Annotated in this window: 19 protein-coding genes; 13 read left to right on the top strand and 6 right to left on the bottom strand. The window is 29.1% G+C overall.

The annotated features are described in order from the left end of the window. The first annotated feature begins 109 nt into the window (after window positions 1-109). Window positions 110-1,333, top strand: a complete 1,224-nt coding sequence (locus KPL54_RS05620; protein ID WP_216105645.1) for a multidrug efflux MFS transporter — start codon at window positions 110-112, stop codon at window positions 1,331-1,333. A 154-nt stretch (window positions 1,334-1,487) separates the two neighbouring features. Here the strand turns inward: KPL54_RS05620 and dapA are convergent, their stop codons facing one another. Continuing rightward, window positions 1,488-2,354 (bottom strand): 4-hydroxy-tetrahydrodipicolinate synthase, encoded by an 867-nt coding sequence (dapA, locus tag KPL54_RS05615; RefSeq protein ID WP_216105644.1) that lies wholly within the window; start codon window positions 2,352-2,354, stop codon window positions 1,488-1,490. A gap of 278 nt (window positions 2,355-2,632) precedes the next feature. Here dapA and KPL54_RS05610 point away from each other — a divergent pair, with 278 nt between their 5' ends. The 4 genes from KPL54_RS05610 to KPL54_RS05595 all read left to right on the top strand — a co-directional run bounded on the left by KPL54_RS05610 (window position 2,633) and on the right by KPL54_RS05595 (window position 5,239). After that, window positions 2,633-3,103 (top strand): hypothetical protein, encoded by a 471-nt coding sequence (locus tag KPL54_RS05610; RefSeq protein ID WP_216105643.1) that lies wholly within the window; start codon window positions 2,633-2,635, stop codon window positions 3,101-3,103. Window positions 3,104-3,182: 79 nt separating this feature from the next. Then, complete coding sequence (tnpA, locus tag KPL54_RS05605) at window positions 3,183-3,581, top strand: IS200/IS605 family transposase (protein ID WP_216105642.1); 399 nt, start codon at window positions 3,183-3,185, stop codon at window positions 3,579-3,581. Between the two features lie 9 nt (window positions 3,582-3,590). Beyond that, window positions 3,591-4,676 (top strand): IS200/IS605 family element RNA-guided endonuclease TnpB, encoded by a 1,086-nt coding sequence (tnpB, locus tag KPL54_RS05600; protein ID WP_216105641.1) that lies wholly within the window; start codon window positions 3,591-3,593, stop codon window positions 4,674-4,676. A 107-nt stretch (window positions 4,677-4,783) separates the two neighbouring features. Then, on the top strand, window positions 4,784-5,239 hold the full coding sequence (locus KPL54_RS05595; protein WP_253203353.1) for a multinuclear nonheme iron-dependent oxidase: 456 nt from the start codon (window positions 4,784-4,786) through the stop codon (window positions 5,237-5,239). Window positions 5,240-5,321: 82 nt separating this feature from the next. Here KPL54_RS05595 and KPL54_RS05590 read toward each other — a convergent pair whose 3' ends face one another. Beyond that, a complete protein-coding gene (locus KPL54_RS05590) occupies window positions 5,322-5,924 on the bottom strand; it encodes a DUF3137 domain-containing protein (RefSeq protein WP_216105640.1) in 603 nt (200 codons plus the stop codon). A 648-nt stretch (window positions 5,925-6,572) separates the two neighbouring features. On the opposite strand from KPL54_RS05590, the gene KPL54_RS05585 reads away from it, so the two are divergent. Further along, a complete protein-coding gene (locus KPL54_RS05585) occupies window positions 6,573-7,280 on the top strand; it encodes an MBL fold metallo-hydrolase (RefSeq protein ID WP_216105639.1) in 708 nt (235 codons plus the stop codon). 88 nt (window positions 7,281-7,368) lie between these two features. On the opposite strand, the gene KPL54_RS05580 is transcribed toward KPL54_RS05585, so the two are convergent. The 3 genes from KPL54_RS05580 to KPL54_RS05570 all read right to left on the bottom strand — a co-directional run bounded on the left by KPL54_RS05580 (window position 7,369) and on the right by KPL54_RS05570 (window position 9,995). Beyond that, window positions 7,369-7,629 (bottom strand): DUF5316 family protein, encoded by a 261-nt coding sequence (locus tag KPL54_RS05580; RefSeq protein ID WP_216105637.1) that lies wholly within the window; start codon window positions 7,627-7,629, stop codon window positions 7,369-7,371. 378 nt (window positions 7,630-8,007) lie between these two features. Then, window positions 8,008-8,796 (bottom strand): hypothetical protein, encoded by a 789-nt coding sequence (locus tag KPL54_RS05575; RefSeq protein ID WP_216105635.1) that lies wholly within the window; start codon window positions 8,794-8,796, stop codon window positions 8,008-8,010. Between the two features lie 80 nt (window positions 8,797-8,876). Then, window positions 8,877-9,995: an NAD/NADP octopine/nopaline dehydrogenase family protein gene (locus tag KPL54_RS05570; RefSeq protein ID WP_216105633.1), complete on the bottom strand. Its 1,119-nt coding sequence runs from the start codon at window positions 9,993-9,995 to the stop codon at window positions 8,877-8,879. A gap of 302 nt (window positions 9,996-10,297) precedes the next feature. Here KPL54_RS05570 and KPL54_RS05565 point away from each other — a divergent pair, with 302 nt between their 5' ends. The 3 genes from KPL54_RS05565 (at window position 10,298) to KPL54_RS05555 (ending at window position 11,999) form a co-directional block, all read left to right on the top strand. Continuing rightward, window positions 10,298-11,167 (top strand): PilZ domain-containing protein, encoded by an 870-nt coding sequence (locus KPL54_RS05565; protein WP_216105630.1) that lies wholly within the window; start codon window positions 10,298-10,300, stop codon window positions 11,165-11,167. A gap of 119 nt (window positions 11,168-11,286) precedes the next feature. Next, the gene (locus KPL54_RS05560; RefSeq protein ID WP_171298148.1) at window positions 11,287-11,628 is read left to right on the top strand and encodes a cupin domain-containing protein; all 342 of its coding nucleotides are present in this window, start codon (window positions 11,287-11,289) and stop codon (window positions 11,626-11,628) included. Window positions 11,629-11,714: 86 nt separating this feature from the next. Continuing rightward, window positions 11,715-11,999, top strand: coding sequence for a GNAT family N-acetyltransferase (locus KPL54_RS05555; RefSeq protein ID WP_216105628.1), 285 nt, complete (start codon window positions 11,715-11,717; stop codon window positions 11,997-11,999). A gap of 77 nt (window positions 12,000-12,076) precedes the next feature. Here the strand turns inward: KPL54_RS05555 and KPL54_RS05550 are convergent, their stop codons facing one another. Beyond that, window positions 12,077-12,394, bottom strand: a complete 318-nt coding sequence (locus KPL54_RS05550) for a hypothetical protein (RefSeq protein WP_216105626.1) — start codon at window positions 12,392-12,394, stop codon at window positions 12,077-12,079. 243 nt (window positions 12,395-12,637) lie between these two features. Between KPL54_RS05550 and KPL54_RS05545 the strand changes: the two genes are divergently transcribed. The 4 genes from KPL54_RS05545 to KPL54_RS05530 all read left to right on the top strand — a co-directional run bounded on the left by KPL54_RS05545 (window position 12,638) and on the right by KPL54_RS05530 (window position 16,664). Continuing rightward, a complete protein-coding gene (locus KPL54_RS05545; protein WP_216105625.1) occupies window positions 12,638-13,198 on the top strand; it encodes a GNAT family N-acetyltransferase in 561 nt (186 codons plus the stop codon). Between the two features lie 185 nt (window positions 13,199-13,383). Further along, the gene (locus KPL54_RS05540; RefSeq protein WP_216105623.1) at window positions 13,384-14,196 is read left to right on the top strand and encodes an aminoglycoside N(3)-acetyltransferase; all 813 of its coding nucleotides are present in this window, start codon (window positions 13,384-13,386) and stop codon (window positions 14,194-14,196) included. Window positions 14,197-14,349: 153 nt separating this feature from the next. Then, window positions 14,350-14,577: a small acid-soluble spore protein Tlp gene (gene tlp, locus KPL54_RS05535; protein WP_216105621.1), complete on the top strand. Its 228-nt coding sequence runs from the start codon at window positions 14,350-14,352 to the stop codon at window positions 14,575-14,577. A gap of 143 nt (window positions 14,578-14,720) precedes the next feature. Further along, entirely contained in the window at window positions 14,721-16,664 is a 1,944-nt protein-coding gene (locus tag KPL54_RS05530; protein ID WP_216105671.1) for a sigma-54-dependent Fis family transcriptional regulator, read from the top strand. The last annotated feature ends 134 nt before the right edge of the window (window positions 16,665-16,798 follow it).

Below are 16,798 nucleotides of genomic sequence, written 5' to 3'. Positions count from 1 at the left end.
TTTACAAGCTTTCTAATATAGTTTATTATTATATTAGAAAGCATCATATGATATAACGTTTATTTTATTACAATAAAATAAACATAAATAAGAAGGGATAGATATATTTATGAAAATATGGAAAAGAAATTTAATTGTTTGTTGGTTTGGAACATTTGTTACAATGGTAGGCATCAGTCAAATAGCTCCTATTATGCCTCTTTATATAAAACAGTTAGGAATACATAATACAGAAGCAATTGAGCAGATATCAGGAATTGCTTTTGGAGTTACATATATTTTATCAGCAATTTTTTCACCAATATGGGGTTATGCAGCAGATAAAATTGGAAGAAAACCTATGCTTTTACGTGCAAGTCTTGGAATGTCTATTGTAGTTGGAAGTATGGGACTGGCTCAAAATGTATATCAACTGATAGGATTAAGAATGCTTCAGGGAGTGATAAGTGGGTATTGTACAGCGTGTATCACTCTTATAGCAACTCAGACAGAAAAAAGACATGTAGGATGGGCTCTAGGAGTACTTTCAACAGCATCTGTTTCTGGGTCTCTACTTGGACCTTTAATTGGTGGATCTTTGGATGAAATTTTAGGATTACAATTTACATTTTTTTTAACTGGAATACTAACATTTGTTGCATTCATTGCAACTTTGTTGTTTGTTAAAGAGACATTTATACCAGAAGAAAAAAAGGTCTTAAGTACCAAAGAAGTATGGAGGCAATTACCTGATTCTAGCCTTATTGTAACTATGTTTGTAACTTCATTTGTATTACAACTTGCCTATTTTTCTATTGAACCTATAATAACTGTATATATATCTCAGTTATCAAAAAATACATCGCATATTGCACTAATTTCTGGTATAGTATTTTCCGCAGCGGGACTATCAAGTGTAATAGCTGCTCCTAGGCTTGGAAAATTGTCCGATAAAATTGGACCACAAAAGGTTATGCTTATAGCTCTTATTGTGTCAGGGATTATATTTATACCTCAAGCTTTTGTAAAAAATCCATGGCAACTAATGGGGCTACGTTTTCTACTTGGATTTGCAACGGCCGGATTAGTTCCATCAATTAATTCATTACTTAAAAAGATAACTCCAGATGCTATTGCCGGAAGGGTCTTTGGATTTAATATGTCTGCATTTTACCTAGGCAGTTTTAGTGGTTCTGTGTTTGGAGGACAAATAGCTGCGCATTTTGGTATTAAATATGTGTTTTTTATTACAAGTAGTTTACTTCTTTTAAATGCAATATGGTTTTACAATAAAGGATTTAAAAAATTAAATTTGATTACTAAAGCAAATAGTATTGAGGAAAAAACAATATAAAAACATAGATAAAAGAGATAAAAAAAGCCTAGCAATTACGCTAGGTTAAAAGAAGAAAAGAAATTTTTTTGTTTATTTATTAGCTTCAATAATAGCAATACTTGCACTTGCACCGATCCTATTAGCGCATGCATTTATCATATCCATAGCTAAATTAAAATCCAATTATAGTATCTAGTTTCTTTTGTAATTTCTCTGTAATTTCTACTAAGGGTAATCTAACCTCTGAAGAATCTATAAGCCCTAGCCTTTTCAAACAATATTTTAAAGGAGCTGGATTAGGTTCTTCAAATAAACTTGGTATAAACTTATATAGTTTATTCCAAGTTTCTAATGCTGCTTTACTATTATTGCTTGCAATATCATTATATACTTTAATAAAACATTCAGTATTAATATGTGCAGAGGCTAGAATACCTCCGTCTCCACCTAAACAAAGTGTTGTGTAAAACAAAGCATCCTCGCCGGTTAATATAGAAAAATCTTTAGGTTTATTTAAAATTAATTCTATTGTTTGAGCAATATCTCCGCTTGAATCCTTTATCCCAACTATATTTTTTAGCTCAGCTAATTTTTGAATTGTTGTATTTTCTACATTTCGTCCAGTTCTATAAGGTATATTATATAATATAATATCTAAAAAAGTTGCTTCTGATATACTCTTAAAATGCTGGAAAATCCCTCTTTGATCAGGCCTGGTATAATAAGGTGAAACAGATAATATTCCATCTATTTTATATTTTTCCAATATCTTAAGTTTCTCTACTACTTTTTTTGTATTATTCCCACCTAAACCAACATAAATAGGTACTGATCCATTCGTGTACTCAATAGTTTTTTCAAGTACCTTTTCATATTCTAGTTCTGAAAGTGTATGACTTTCACTAGTTGTGCCCAAAGGAATAAAACCATGAACTCCTTTATTTAAATAAAAATCAACTAAACTTTTATATGAAATATAATCTATTTTGCCTTCTTTAAATGGTGTTACTAATGGAATGAAAACTCCTGATACGGACATATTATGCCTCCTAAAATATTTTTTTACAAAATAAGAGTTTTGGAAAAATCCAAGGCTCTTTCTCCCATATTAATTATTTGCTATTATATACTACTATTTTCATTAAATCAAATTAACGTTTCTACAAAAATTAACAATTCATTTAATTCTGTACTGGCATAGATGGGACTTTTATTTATTGATATATAGGTTAAACTATATTAACCTAATTGTATAGTAAATTTTATTTTAAGGGATTAATTAAATTATATAAATGTGATAAGGGGGTGCTATAAAATATGTATATCGGGTGTAATTGGTCAAAATCTTTGAAATTTCTTCTTGAAAAGGAATCTGTTAGTGTAGATTATATTAAGTCAGGTGCATATGGGACATTTAATGAACAGTTTTCAATTATGCGTTCAATGCGACCACTTCTACTCCATGGTCTAGGATATTTTGAGCGTACGGGAATGGAAAATATAGAAATCATAGATTTTAATTCTGCAAATAATCTTATAAAAAAGTGCAATTCTCCGCATTATGGTATTCATCTTGCAATTAAAAATTCAGATATGTATCCTGGTATGACTGATGAAAATATATATGAACGTATGTCTAAACAGATTCAGATTTTTAAAAACAAATTAACAGTTCCATTATTACTTGAAAATATTGCTGATACGCCGAAAGAGCATTTAACCTTAATAGGCGGAATTCTCCCATCCTCTACAGGTGGGGGATGGACAGCCTTTATTATTTTAGGTTAGATACATAAAATAATAAATCTTTGGCAAACTATTAATAGTAATATGTGGTCAGTAGTAAATTTATAAGGTAGGTGATATATTGGAATTAGATACTAATAATCATTCGGTATTCTTGCTAAATTATCATTTAGTATTGGTTATAAAATATAGAAAAAAAGTAATAAATGATGAAATGTCAAATAGACTAAAGGAAATATTCGAGTATATATGCCCCAAATATAATATTACTTTAGATGAATGGAATCATGATAAAGACCATGTGCATCTATTGTTTCGAGGTTATCCAAATACGGATATATCTAAGTTTATAAACGCATATAAAAGTGCTAGTAGTAGACTTATAAAAAAAGAGTTTTTATCAATCAAAACCCAATTATGGAAAGAGTATTTTTGGAGTAAAAGTTACTGCCTTATAACAACTGGTGGTGCCCCTATAGATATAGTTAGAAAATATATAGAAAACCAAGGATTGAAATGAGGTGAGAAAATGTTAAAGGCTTATAAATTTAGGTTATATCCAAATATTGAGCAAAAAATATATTTAGCCAAGACTTTTGGATGCACTAGGTTTGTATATAACCGAATGCTTGATGAAAGAATTAAATCATATGAAGAAAATAAAGACCTAGATATTAAGGCAATGAAATATCCAACACCAGCACAATACAAATCTGAATTTGAGTGGCTAAAAGAAGTCGATAGTCTTGCTTTAGCTAATGCTCAAATGAATTTAGGTAAAGCGTATAATAATTTCTTTAGAGATAAATCAATTGGTTTTCCTAAGTTCAAGAAGAAAACTAATACCAATAGTTATACAACTAATAATCAAAATGGTACTGTGTATATTGAAAATAAGCATATCAAAGTACCTAAATTAAAGTCTATGATAAAAATAAAGCAGCATAGAGAATTCAATGGGTTAATTAAATCTTGCACTATATCACAAGTTCCAAGTGGAAAATATTATGTATCTATTTTAGTTGACGCTGAAAATATTCAATTGCCTAAAACAGGTAGTAAAATAGGTGTAGATCTGGGAATTAAAGAGTTTGCAATAACAAGTAATGGTGAGGTTTTTCATAATCCTAAATACCTAAAGAAATCAGCTAAAAGGTTAGCTAAACTTCAAAAAGATTTATCAAGAAAACAAAAGGGTAGCAATAACAGAAAAAAAACTAAAATAAAAGTAGCAAAATTACATGAGAAAATATCTAACCAAAGGAAAGATATGTTGCACAAAGTAAGCACTCAATTAATTAACGAAAACCAAGTTATAGTGATTGAGGACTTAAAAGTTAGCAATATGGTAAAAAATCATAAATTAGCAAAATCAATATCTGATGTTAGCTGGTCAGAGTTTAGAAGAATGTTAGAATATAAGGCAAAATGGTATAGTAGAGAAATAATAGTAGCACCATCAAATTATGCAAGTAGTCAATTATGTTCTGAGTGTGGTAATCAATCAAGTCAAACTAAAGACTTATCATGCAGAACTTATATATGCCCAGTATGTGGGATGATAATGGATAGAGATATAAACGCTAGCAAAAATTTACTAAAATTAGCAATATAATAAAAGATATATTGTTAGAGAGGTTGGAATGACCTTGATAGCTTGGATACGTCTCTGCAAGAGACGCACACGGCTCCGGAAGAGACGAACTTGCTACAGTAGTAGTATTGACCAAGAAGCCATCCACTTCTATAAGTGGTGGTAGTTCACTAACGATTGATCATTACCCTTATATTATGCCAGAACAAATTAGTCGATTGTTAACAGATAATGATGTATCATTTTTGCTTGATCTTACCCACGCAAAGATTACTGCACAATATCGTGGCTGGAATATTCATGATTACATTCGAGGATTACCACTTAATCGTGTTGCAGAAATCCATATAAATGGTTCTGGTTATGATAAAAATGGTTTTCCGGAAGATACACATCAAGCTATGAAAAATGAAGATTATAAATTGTTAGAATGGGTTTTAAATTATACAAATCCCAATATAGTTTCATTGGAATACAATGGAGTAGAGTCAGAAAATGAGGAAACAGTTACTTGTTCTTTAGAAAAACAACTAAATAAAGTTCAAAATATATGTAATTCAACAAAAAGGGAATTCAATAAATGAATTCCTTTTTAATATATATACATATTTAATTTTTAATTAATAATAAATAATAAATATCGTTAAGAGTGAGGTTACAAAGTAGCTATTTCAGATTAACATCCACTTGTTCACTACTAGCTATACTCATAACACAAAGTTCTTTTAGTACTTCTGCAAATAACTCGTAAAGCTCTTTAAGTCGTTCAATATCCCTAATTACACCATTTACCACAAAATACAATTCATCTACATTGCTTGGAAAGTCACTAGCAAAAAAACCGTCATCATCTTTAACTTCTAAGTGTATTGAGCTTTGTAGTTCTAATAAATTTCTTATTTTTTCATTTGAAAATAATTGAGTTAGTCTTTCACTGTTAGTACCCTTTATTATAAAGTTCTCATCAAATTCACTATACCCAACACTAACATCCTGCATACCTAAAAGTTTGCCTAAATCACTAAAAAGTCCTTTTCTATAAATTTTAAAATAAAAGCTATCAAAAGTTTTAAAGGGGGCTCTTATTCGTGTATATGTTCTAGAATTGTTCCCACTACCAGAAGAATATGTATCAAACAAGATAATCCAATTACCCACACGCGCCTCTACCATACCGTTTTTAAAGAAACCGCCCTCTATATAATCTGCATTAATCTCCCTAGATAGTTGTTCCCAAACTTCTTTTTTACTTGGTCCAAATAACCCCATTTTATTCCTCCTCATATAATTTGTACTACTATAAATATAAACTATGTTAACATCATATTCTATATATTTTTGTAATTAAATACTTAAAACATAAAACGTCATTATGGCGACATGAAAATACAGAAATATAACTTATAAATGCTGGATTTTTAAAAAGTATTAAAATAATTCAATAAGAAAATAAAAAATTATTTGTATTAACAAGTAAGTTTAATGACAAAAAGGGAATTCAATAAATGAATTCCCTTTTAATATATACATATATTTAATTTTAAATTAGGTAGAGTTAGCAATTTGTTTTAATGTAAGTTATTGTTCTTTGTCTTATCACATATCCTAAAGACATCTTATTTATAAAATTTTACTAACCTCTAAAAACTCTGAAGATTTAATTTGATACATTGGACTATCCCCTTTCTATTAGCGATTTTCTTACTTTATCTAATGAAGGTTAACAGTTAATTATGCTTCTTTGTTTATGAGTTAATAATAACACGGCAATTGGTATTTGTAAAGAGTTATTTTTAATTAATAATAAATACTAATTAAAAAGATCGATTGAAAAAGATTAAGATATAAATATATTGTTATAATAGTACATAGTAAAGTAATATATGGTGAAACTAATTTATATTATAGGAGGAGAAAATGCTTAATTTTATTGGAATGGGAAGTGCTTTTAATACAGAGATTGGTAATACAAGTGCATTTGTAAAGAAAAATGACAGTTTAATTCTTATTGATTGTGGAGGAACAGTTTTTCATAAGTTGCAAGAATTAAGCATGTTTGATGAACTTGAAAATTTGTATATTGTTATAACTCATACACATCCTGACCATGTTGGGAGTCTTGGAGATGTTATATTTTATTCGTATTATATTTTAAAACATAAACCAACTATTTTTTTTCCACAAAAGGAACTAATAGAAAAGTTTTTAACTAGCATAGGGGTAAGTACTGAAATGTACAACCTTAATAGTAATAAAACAGAAGATATAAATGATATGCAACTTGGAGATTTTAGTATAGATTTTATGCCTGTTTCTCATGTTGATACAATACCGGCATATGGATTTATAATGAAATTAAATGGAAGCGCGTTTTATTATAGTGGTGATGCTAATGGTATAAGTAATACAATAGTAGATAAGCTGAAAAATGGACAGATTTGTAGAATTTATCAAGATACATGTGGATTAGATTATGAGGGAAATGCTCACTTATCACTAAGAAAACTTTGTGATACAATTCCTCACGAATTCAGAAATAAGGTTTATTGTATGCATCTAGATAAAAATATAACAGCTGAAGATATAAAGCATAATGGATTTAAGGCTGTAGACATATATAAATAGGAATAAAGATTAGAATAAGATTCTCTATTAGCTTGTTCATCTCTTTTATCCATAATTCCACGCTCCTACAATTTCAAGTACGTTAGCTCTATTTTATTAAGAAAAAAATAATAACAGCCAAAATAGTATTAGTTGATCCTATAACCATCGCAAAATTAGTGATTTTGCTTCTTACCATTTTATCGTCTTCTTTGTCAATGGAGGTAACTGATCTAAACATGTTTTTTCTGATAGAACTACCATTTAATGTTCCTGCTAAACCAAAACATACTAAAGCTATACTTCCACAGATTTTAATAGATAATACCCAATTGCTTAGGACTTTACCTAAAACAATACTAACACACATTATAATAAAACTTGAAATGATTATTTTTTTAATTTCTAACACCCCTTAACAAATGGATTCATTTTAAAACTTATTTAAGAACTAAAATTAAATTTCCTATGTTATTATTTTTCAGTTTTACAAGACTTACTTTAATTAACATCATAGTCTATATAATTTTGTAATTAAATACTAAAAGCATAAAACGTCATTATATTGACATGAAAATACATATATATAACTATAAATGCTCAATTTAAGCAAAGTATTAAAATAAATCAATAAGATAATTACTAATAATAAAATGAAAACCACTTTTATTAATAAGTGAATTTTAGCAACAAAAGGGAATTCAATAAATGAATTCCCTTTTAATATATACGTATATTCAATTTTAAATTAAGTAGAGTATTGTGATTTATTATAGATATATACTAAAATACCTGTAATAGGGAATATAATAATACTCCATTGACTAAAAATACATCCGCGAATAAAGAAAATAGATCCTGAAAGTGACCAAATTGCAGCGACAACTCTAAGGGTAAGTTTATTATGGTGAGTCTTTATTTTTGAAAAGTCTTTTTTATTTAAAAGTATTTTATAGCCCTCATTAATACAACCAACATAGATGAATATAAAAGCAGCAATACAAACTATTGTAAGCATAGCAACTATTCCGTAATTAGATTGGTCATTATAAAACTTGTTCTCCATCCCAATTGCTGAAGGTGACATAATAAAAAGGCATCCAGCAATAAAGGAGGACCAAAAGTAAATTAATACAAAAGCAGAGTCTCTTAGTTCAATAGATAAAGCTACATCAAGAGAATAATCAAAACCATTTCTTAGATATTTGTACTTTTTTAACTTCTTACCGGAATAAATTAAAAAAGGTATAGCGGATAAAAGGATAGCTAATGGTACAATTAGTCCAAGCATATCCTCCCAAATAATGTAGTCGTCTATGAGGGTGTACATTAATATTGACGAAATAACTGCAATATTACATAAAGATACACCAATACTAAGTGCAAGCCCAGATAACTTTTTGGCACAAATAAAGCTATCTACTTCCTCTTGCGAAAGAATTATTGCTGATTTTTTAGTATTACCGATTCCATGATGATTGATTAAATTATTAATATTTTCAGAATCATTTTTGTGTTTATTATATTTTTTCACCATTTTACGTCTTCTCCTTAAGAAATTTTAGAAAAAAATCCTGGACAGTACTTTAATGTAGTACTGTCCAGGATAATCCCAATTTACTTGTAATATGCAAATACATCTTCTATTGATTTTATCCCGAAATTTTGTGGAAGTGGAAGACCTTTTAAATCTTTTCCTATAAAGTTACCATCTACATAATATTCAACCCCGAAAAAGTTCTCAAACCACATAAGAATTTTATCAATAAATGGAGTTTTAACTTCCGCCAATTCGCAAAAACTCTTAATAATGCATAGTCCATATGGAAAATCTTCAAGAAAGTATCTTGAATTAAAATCTGGAATATACCCATTTTCCGTTTTTATAAGTGGAGAGTGTATAGTTTTAAGTGCAGGTTTATTGCTGATTTGCGCAGTCATCTGCTCTACGGAATCCGCTCCGAAATACTCCTTTATAAAACCAAACTTCTTCAAATCAATAGTCCCAAGTTTTAGGCATAAAGTCTGTAACTCTTCATCAGTAGCTATTAACAGCTCTGAGCATTCATCCGTCCACTCGTTATAAAATTGAATCATACTTTCAAAATATACTCCTTCTTTATAATGGTGAAAAATTTCATAAAGCCTTGCAGTATGAAGAATTGGATTGCCTGGTGATAGTGAAACTTGCAGAAAATTTTCTAGTGGATTACACTTCATGCTAAGTATGGATTCTAATGCCGTGCATACTTTTGATGTATTACTAGCAGGAATAGCTCCTATAAAAAGTTCTTCTTTCTTACCTAAGTCATATACAGATTTTCCGTACTCCTTTAATCTAGCTATGCCATAAACTCTCTGAAATCCGAATATTGTACAGCCGTTTTCAATAAGTTCGTTGCAATAGAATTCTCCACCACCATTACCTGGCATCATGCCAATCCAAACTCCCTTTTTAAGAAAAGGCTTTATTCTTTGAAGCGTTTTGCTAAATATATAAGATGGAAGTGTGGATATAATGATGTCAGCATCTTTTATTATTTCCTCTGGGTTATTAGATATAATATCTATCCTTCCCGTGTGTTTAATTGTACCATCATTATCACAAACCTCAATAATATGGTTCCAATCATCTGGTCTGGAAGTCAATAGCCTTACAGAAATATTCTCGTTTCTTCCGATGTCTCCCATTAAAAGTGTACCTATATTTCCACCACCTAATATACATATATTCATTTGTTGTCCTCCTAAATAATATTTTATTTTTCGAGCTATATTAGTATTATATCATATAAGCTCATATAACCCCAGTATAACTCAAATGTAAAATATATCTTAAACAAGCTTCGGTTTTGTCTGTTTTACTTTGAATTGCTTTAGAATTAAGAAAAGTAAGTAAATTTTCTTTGTATTATTACATATATTAAAGACATATTAGTTACAAATTTTAGAGAGTGATAGTTCAGAACTTGGCGGAATCGTACGATAATAAAATATATTTAATATGTAATATATCTCGATTTAGAAAGGACGGTTTTATGGAAACAAGAGGCATTAGAAAATATTCTAGAATTGAATGTAAGACACCAATTTGTACACAAATTTCTATTGTTAAATTTAATAATAAAATTGTCACTACAGGAAAAGGAAATATCTGTGTAGAAAATATCAGCTCTGGTGGACTCAAGTTTCTTTCTAGCTTAAATCTGCCAGTAAGTGATATTATGATTATTGAGTTTAAGTTGATAGTTGAAGAGGAGTGTACTGCTTTTTATGGTTATATTGTGAGGAAAGAAGAAGTCGATGGTGGCATATATAGATATGGAGTTAAGTTTATTAATAAGGCTGGCGATGATGACCATGAACAGTTTATGATAAGGCTTAATGAATTAAATAAAAATGGAACTTTAGAGAATTCGGATAAGTGTTCATATGATGTAGATTGTATTAGAAAATGTACGGTGAATGTTGATAGAAGAACATATAAAAGATATAAACTTAATAATAATTTTGTTGCGAAAATGAAAGTGCACAAAATAAGTAATAAATCGGGCATTTCGCAGTGGGTCACTATACGAATAGATAATATCTCACATGATGGTATTCAATTTATTACTGATATTAATTTAGTAATAGATGAGAATACAATCTTAGAATTTAGTATAGTTATTGCTGATACAAAAATTTATGCTAAAGGTTATATGTCGTGGAGAGAAGAAATTGAAGAAAATAAATATATATATGGAGTGAAATTAGATATTACTGATTCAGAAAAAGAAAAGATAGTTAAAGTTTTAGAGCATGTAGTGGATTTTTCTTCAGAAAAGGGATTACTTACGCGTGAATGTTTTGGACAAAGGTTTAATTATGCTAGGCCTAAAAATCATAATTTTGAGAGACTTATATAAAAAATATTTATAATCCAAATAATTTGATTCAAATCACATTATTATAACTTAAATAAGGATAAAATAAAGACATAGGAAAGCAAGAATATGTGAAAACAAAATATTAGGAGGAAAAAAATATGAACACTAAATTTTTCAAGAATATAGAGGTTGCAAAGGCATTAGGACTAAAAGAAGAGGTATTATATGTAGAAAATCAAGTTGTGAGTAAAACATTAACACAAACTAATAACGTTAGCATAACGCTATTTGCTTTTGATAAGGGTGAAGAAATAAGTACACATTCAGCACCGGGAGACGCTTTAGTATATGTAACAGAGGGTCAAGTTACAATAACAATAGGAGATAATGATCCAGTTATTGTTAATGAAGGCGAAATAATATTAATGCCAGCAAATACACCTCATGGACTCGTGGCTAATGAGAGATTTAAGATGATGTTAGTTATAGTAAATGGTTAAAAGTAATATTTTAATGAAAAGTAGAATTTAATGTAGTATTATCATTATAAAAGAATAAATATATTTATACTAAAGGAGGGTTTAGTTTGTTAGATATAAAAAAAGGAGTAAAGAGTTTTTATGTGGGTGATAATGAAGAAAAACCACTCGCTAAGATGGAATTTGTATATAGTGGAGATGCAATAACTATCGATCATACTTTGGTATCTGATGAGTTAAGAGGCCAAAATGTAGCTAGACAATTGTTAGAAAAGATTGTTAGTTTAGCGAGAGATACAAACAAAAAAATAATTCCTATCTGTCCTTACGCTAAAGCGGAATTGAATAAAAATGACAAGTATTTAGATGTATTAGTGGAGGAAGTAAAATAGAGATTAATAGCAACAATTTATAAAAAACCAGTATGATTATACTGGTTTTTTGTTTTTACGTGACTAAGTTACGTAATTTACAAAATATCATAAACTTCTTCTTGCTCATATTCCATAATTGTATTAAAAACCATAGTTGCTATATCCTCAGACATATCATTATTTAAAAATAATAATCCTATATCGTTATATCTAGTACCAATAACATCTTTTACAATTACTTTTCCAATATTTTCTTGTAGAATATCTGTAATATGTTTTCCAAGTTTATTAGGAATTTCTTTTTGATTCCAGGAAGTAAATCCAATCAATGATTTTGATATTTCTGGATTAATTCCTTTCTTTATTAAAATTTCATGCCAAGTTAAACAAGTTGTATCAGATTTTGTTTCCATAGGACATCTCCTCATAAATTTTAAATTGTTATATATTATATATAATTGATTATATTCATTAAAAATATTCAGTTTTTTATTTTCATATTATCGGATGAATATATAAGGCGAATTTAAAAGATTTTAAAATCAGGAAAGCAATTTATATTTAATTTTGTTAAATATTTGAACAACTATATTACTATATTGTATAATTATATACGGACACAACAGTAATCTTTTGTGAATGAGAGGATTGAAATTATGTTAACACATGTTGGTACTGCGAAAATTGAAACAGAAAGATTAATTTTAAGAAACTTTGAATATACAGATGATGAAAATATGCTAAAATATTGGATTAGTGACCCTGAAATTCAATCACTATATTCTGAACCAGTTTATAGTACAAAGCAGGAGGTTAAAGAACTACTCGATAAGTATCTTAGTTCTTATGAAAAAGATGGTTACTACAGATGGGCTGTTATATTAAAAGAAACAGATGAATGTATAGGTCAAATTGCATATTTTTTAGTAGATAACAATAATCATTTTGCAGAAATTGAATATTGCATTGGAAGTCTTTTTCAGCGAAAAGGTCTTGCAACAGAAGCAACAAAGGCTGTTATCAAATATGGTTTCGATAAAATGAATTTGCATAAAGTTCAAATATGTCATAAATCAATAAATATCCCTTCTCGTAAAGTTATCGAAAAATGTGGATTGGTTTATGAGGGAACATTGCGAGATTTCTTTTATCATGATGGAGAATATATAGATAGATTATATTATTCGATTTTGAAAGATGAATTTATGTCAAAGTAATTAATTTTTGTTACGCGATTTTCTAAAAATTGTAATATTATCAACACTGTTATTAAACATAAGCCAATATTAAGGGATTAGCAGGACTCTGCAATGTTTTGTAGAATCATATAATCACAAAAGAAAATATAGGTGGATAAGATTTAAAATAACATTATGTGCAGGGGGGTAAGGGGGAATAGAATATGACATTACATCATTATAAAAAAGACACAAGAGTAATATTAACTAAAGAAAACTTAATAGATCAATTTACAAATTGTGGATTAGCCAAAGGGCAAACAATATTTGTGCATACTTCATTAAAGAGTTTAGGGTTTGTTGTAGGCGGAGCAGAGACGTTAATAAGAGCGCTTATTGAAATAGTAGGAGAAGAAGGAACATTAATGATGCCATCTCAAACTTGGAAAAATCTTGATCCATCAACTGGAGTACATTGGGAAGAACCAGAGGAATGGTGGCCTATAATTCGTGAAAACTGGCCCGCATATGATAAAGAAGTTACACCTGCAATTGGTATGGGAGTAGTGGCTGAAATGTTTAGAAAGTGGCCAGGGGCGAAAAGAACAGAGCACCCAGCACGCTCAATAGCAGCATTCGGTAAACATGCGCAGTATATTACAAAAGAACATGATTTAAGCAATATTTTTGGCGAAAATTCTCCAATAGATAAATTGTATGAATTAGATGGATATGTATTATTAATTGGTGTTGGATATGAAAAAAATACATCACTACATTTGGCTGAAACTAGAGCAAACTTTTCTAAGAAAAAATTTATGAATGAAAGTAGTGCAATAATGACTAGTGGTAAGAGAGAATGGGTAACATACAATACTCAAGCAGTAGATGATAAAGATTTTGTAAAATTAGGAAATGAATACGATAAAGCAAAAAATATTATAATTCATAAAGTTGGAAATGCCGATGTAAGATTTATGAAGCAAAGACCATTAATCGATTGGACTGTTGAATGGATGGAGAAAAATAGAGATTAATTCCTTTCTTTATTAAGTTTTCTTCGTTAATGGATAAATAATTTTTCTTGTAAATATACCTTTTAATGTTTTCTTGTATAATAAATATCTTTGTAGAGATAATAATAATGATAATAGATATTTATTAAATAAAACAAAAGGGGATATTAAATTATGAAAAACAAACCAGATGATAGAAGAGATAATGTAGATAAAATCCAAGAAAATATTAGTAATACTATTGAAAACTTTAATCTTACACAGGATACTATTGAAATAACAGATAATGATAAAGAGAAGAAGACACTAGAACAAAAGAATGATAGAAGAGAAGATGCAATTGATGGTATGAGATCAGAAATTAGAGATGAGGCAATAGATAAAAAGAACGGATATAGATAAATTATAAAAATCTCGCTGCTATGCAGGGGGATTTTTATAATTTGTTTTATTAGATGTAGAAGCAAATTGCTTTCTCATAGTATAATATAATAAAATGCCACTTGCCACGTTGGTGGCACAAAAGGGAGGGGGGAATGAAGAATATGTCAGAGTATATGCGGTTTATTTCTAAGGCGTGGGAAGAATTTGTGAAGCAAGGGGATATGAATAATGATGTAAGATTAGAAATAGCAGACTCCTGGAAAAGATGCAAAGGGTATGGTGTAGATTTTATGGATGGTCGTGGTAATGATGTTTATGCGGTATCTGTAGAATCTAAAATCAAAGAAAATGCGGAACTTGTTTCCGTAGCCCGTCCTATAATGGAGGATATACATAATATTATAGCGGGTTCTGGATTTGCTTTGTTCTTATCAGATAGAGATGGATATATACTTGATATTATTGGAGAAAGTAATATTATACAAAAGGCAAATGAGTTGAATTTTGTAAAAGGAGCTCTGTGGACGGAAAGGGCAGTGGGCACCAATGCTATAGGAACAGCTATCCACTTAAATAAACCCATACAGACAATAGGGGCTGAACATTATGGCATAAATCAACATTCTTGGACATGTTCTTCAGCGCCTATTCATGATGAAGAGGGAAATATAATAGGGTGTATAAATATGTCAGGTATTTGTCGTGATGCACATTTACATACATTGGGAATTGTTACAGCCGCAGCGGAGTCCATAAAAAAGCAGCTAGCACTTATTATTTCTTATGATTTATTAAACATAACTTTTGATTCAATAGTTGAGGGTATGATTGTAATTGATGAGAATTTTAATATCAAAAGGATAAATGATAGGGCTGAAAATATTTTAGGTATAACACAAAATGAGATATTTAAAATGAATATAAAAGAAACACTAAAAGATTTAAATTTTGATCATATGATATCGAGTTCTAGGCAAGCTTATAATAATATAGAATGTGATTTTCATATAAGAAATAAGAGAATAAAATGTATAATAAATGCAGTTGCTATGAAAGTTAATCATAAATTTATGGGCAGCGTTATAACTTTTAGAGAAACACAATATGTACATAAGTTGGTTAACAAAGTAGTGGGATATAAAGCAACCTATAAATTTGATGATATTATAAGTGATAATGAAAAAATGAAAAGTTTAATAGAATTTGCAAAGAAAGCTGCAAAAAGTGATTGTAATATACTAATTGAAGGTTCAAGTGGTACAGGTAAAGAGCTAGTGGCTCAATCAATACATAATTATAGTAAAAGGCAGCGGGGTCCTTTTGTAGCTATAAATTGCGCATCTATTCCAAGAGAATTGGTAGAAAGTGAACTTTTTGGGTATGATAGAGGCGCATTTACAGGAGCAATTAAAGAGGGACACCCTGGAAAATTTGAACTTGCAGATGGAGGAACTATTTTTTTAGATGAAGTAGGAGAACTTCCTTTAGATATTCAATCTAAACTATTAAGGGTACTCGATAACAATAAAATTGTTAGAGTTGGTGGAACCTATGAGAAGGAGTTAAATGTTAGAATTATATGTGCAACTAATAAGAGGTTAAAGGAAGAGGTAAAAAAGAAAACTTTTAGAGCGGATCTTTATTATAGGTTAAATGTAATGAATATAAAAACTATTCCACTTGTAGAAAGAAAAGAGGACATAGGAGTACTTGCAAAATATTTCATAGACATGCTAAATATGAAAAATAATGATAAAATCAAAGTCATGAATAAAAATTATATCACAAATCTTATGGAATATGAATGGCCGGGTAATGTGAGAGAACTTAGGAATGTTATAGAAAGAGATTATTATTCAAGCGAAGATAATATAATTGGAATAGAGTCTTCAGATATAGTAGAAATAAATAAATGCATAGAAAAAACTAAAGATAAAGAAATTAAAGATATAGATATTATACCTATAGATATTTTAGAGAAAGAGAGTATAATAAAGGCTCTTAAATTTTGTGATGGGAACCTAGTAAAAGCGGCTAAAATGTTGAAAATAAGTAGATCTACTATATATAGAAAAATTAAAAAATATAATATTAACAATGTTTAAAAAAATATTGTATATTTAACTTTTAAATTAAATATAAACAACTATAAAGTGTATCAAAAAGAGAGTTAAAACATGTAAAATGTCAAAAAGACACACTGATTAGTGTGTCTTTTTGACATTGAGGCTATTTTCAA

It is taken from the genome of Clostridium estertheticum (assembly GCF_018861295.1).
Taxonomy (GTDB): Bacteria; Bacillota; Clostridia; order Clostridiales; family Clostridiaceae; genus Clostridium_AD; species Clostridium_AD estertheticum_D.
This window is presented reverse-complemented; position numbering and strand designations above follow the sequence as displayed.

Coding starts and splice junctions, on each gene's coding strand:
- KPL54_RS05620 (WP_216105645.1), top strand. CDS start 110: ATGAAAATATGGAAAAGAAATTTAATTGTTTGTTGGTTTGGAACATTT.
- dapA (WP_216105644.1), bottom strand. CDS start 2,354: ATGTCCGTATCAGGAGTTTTCATTCCATTAGTAACACCATTTAAAGAA.
- KPL54_RS05610 (WP_216105643.1), top strand. CDS start 2,633: ATGTATATCGGGTGTAATTGGTCAAAATCTTTGAAATTTCTTCTTGAA.
- tnpB (WP_216105641.1), top strand. CDS start 3,591: ATGTTAAAGGCTTATAAATTTAGGTTATATCCAAATATTGAGCAAAAA.
- KPL54_RS05590 (WP_216105640.1), bottom strand. CDS start 5,924: ATGGGGTTATTTGGACCAAGTAAAAAAGAAGTTTGGGAACAACTATCT.
- KPL54_RS05585 (WP_216105639.1), top strand. CDS start 6,573: ATGCTTAATTTTATTGGAATGGGAAGTGCTTTTAATACAGAGATTGGT.
- KPL54_RS05580 (WP_216105637.1), bottom strand. CDS start 7,629: ATGTGTGTTAGTATTGTTTTAGGTAAAGTCCTAAGCAATTGGGTATTA.
- KPL54_RS05575 (WP_216105635.1), bottom strand. CDS start 8,796: ATGGTGAAAAAATATAATAAACACAAAAATGATTCTGAAAATATTAAT.
- KPL54_RS05570 (WP_216105633.1), bottom strand. CDS start 9,995: ATGAATATATGTATATTAGGTGGTGGAAATATAGGTACACTTTTAATG.
- KPL54_RS05565 (WP_216105630.1), top strand. CDS start 10,298: ATGGAAACAAGAGGCATTAGAAAATATTCTAGAATTGAATGTAAGACA.
- KPL54_RS05560 (WP_171298148.1), top strand. CDS start 11,287: ATGAACACTAAATTTTTCAAGAATATAGAGGTTGCAAAGGCATTAGGA.
- KPL54_RS05550 (WP_216105626.1), bottom strand. CDS start 12,394: ATGGAAACAAAATCTGATACAACTTGTTTAACTTGGCATGAAATTTTA.
- KPL54_RS05545 (WP_216105625.1), top strand. CDS start 12,638: ATGTTAACACATGTTGGTACTGCGAAAATTGAAACAGAAAGATTAATT.
- KPL54_RS05540 (WP_216105623.1), top strand. CDS start 13,384: ATGACATTACATCATTATAAAAAAGACACAAGAGTAATATTAACTAAA.
- tlp (WP_216105621.1), top strand. CDS start 14,350: ATGAAAAACAAACCAGATGATAGAAGAGATAATGTAGATAAAATCCAA.
- KPL54_RS05530 (WP_216105671.1), top strand. CDS start 14,721: ATGTCAGAGTATATGCGGTTTATTTCTAAGGCGTGGGAAGAATTTGTG.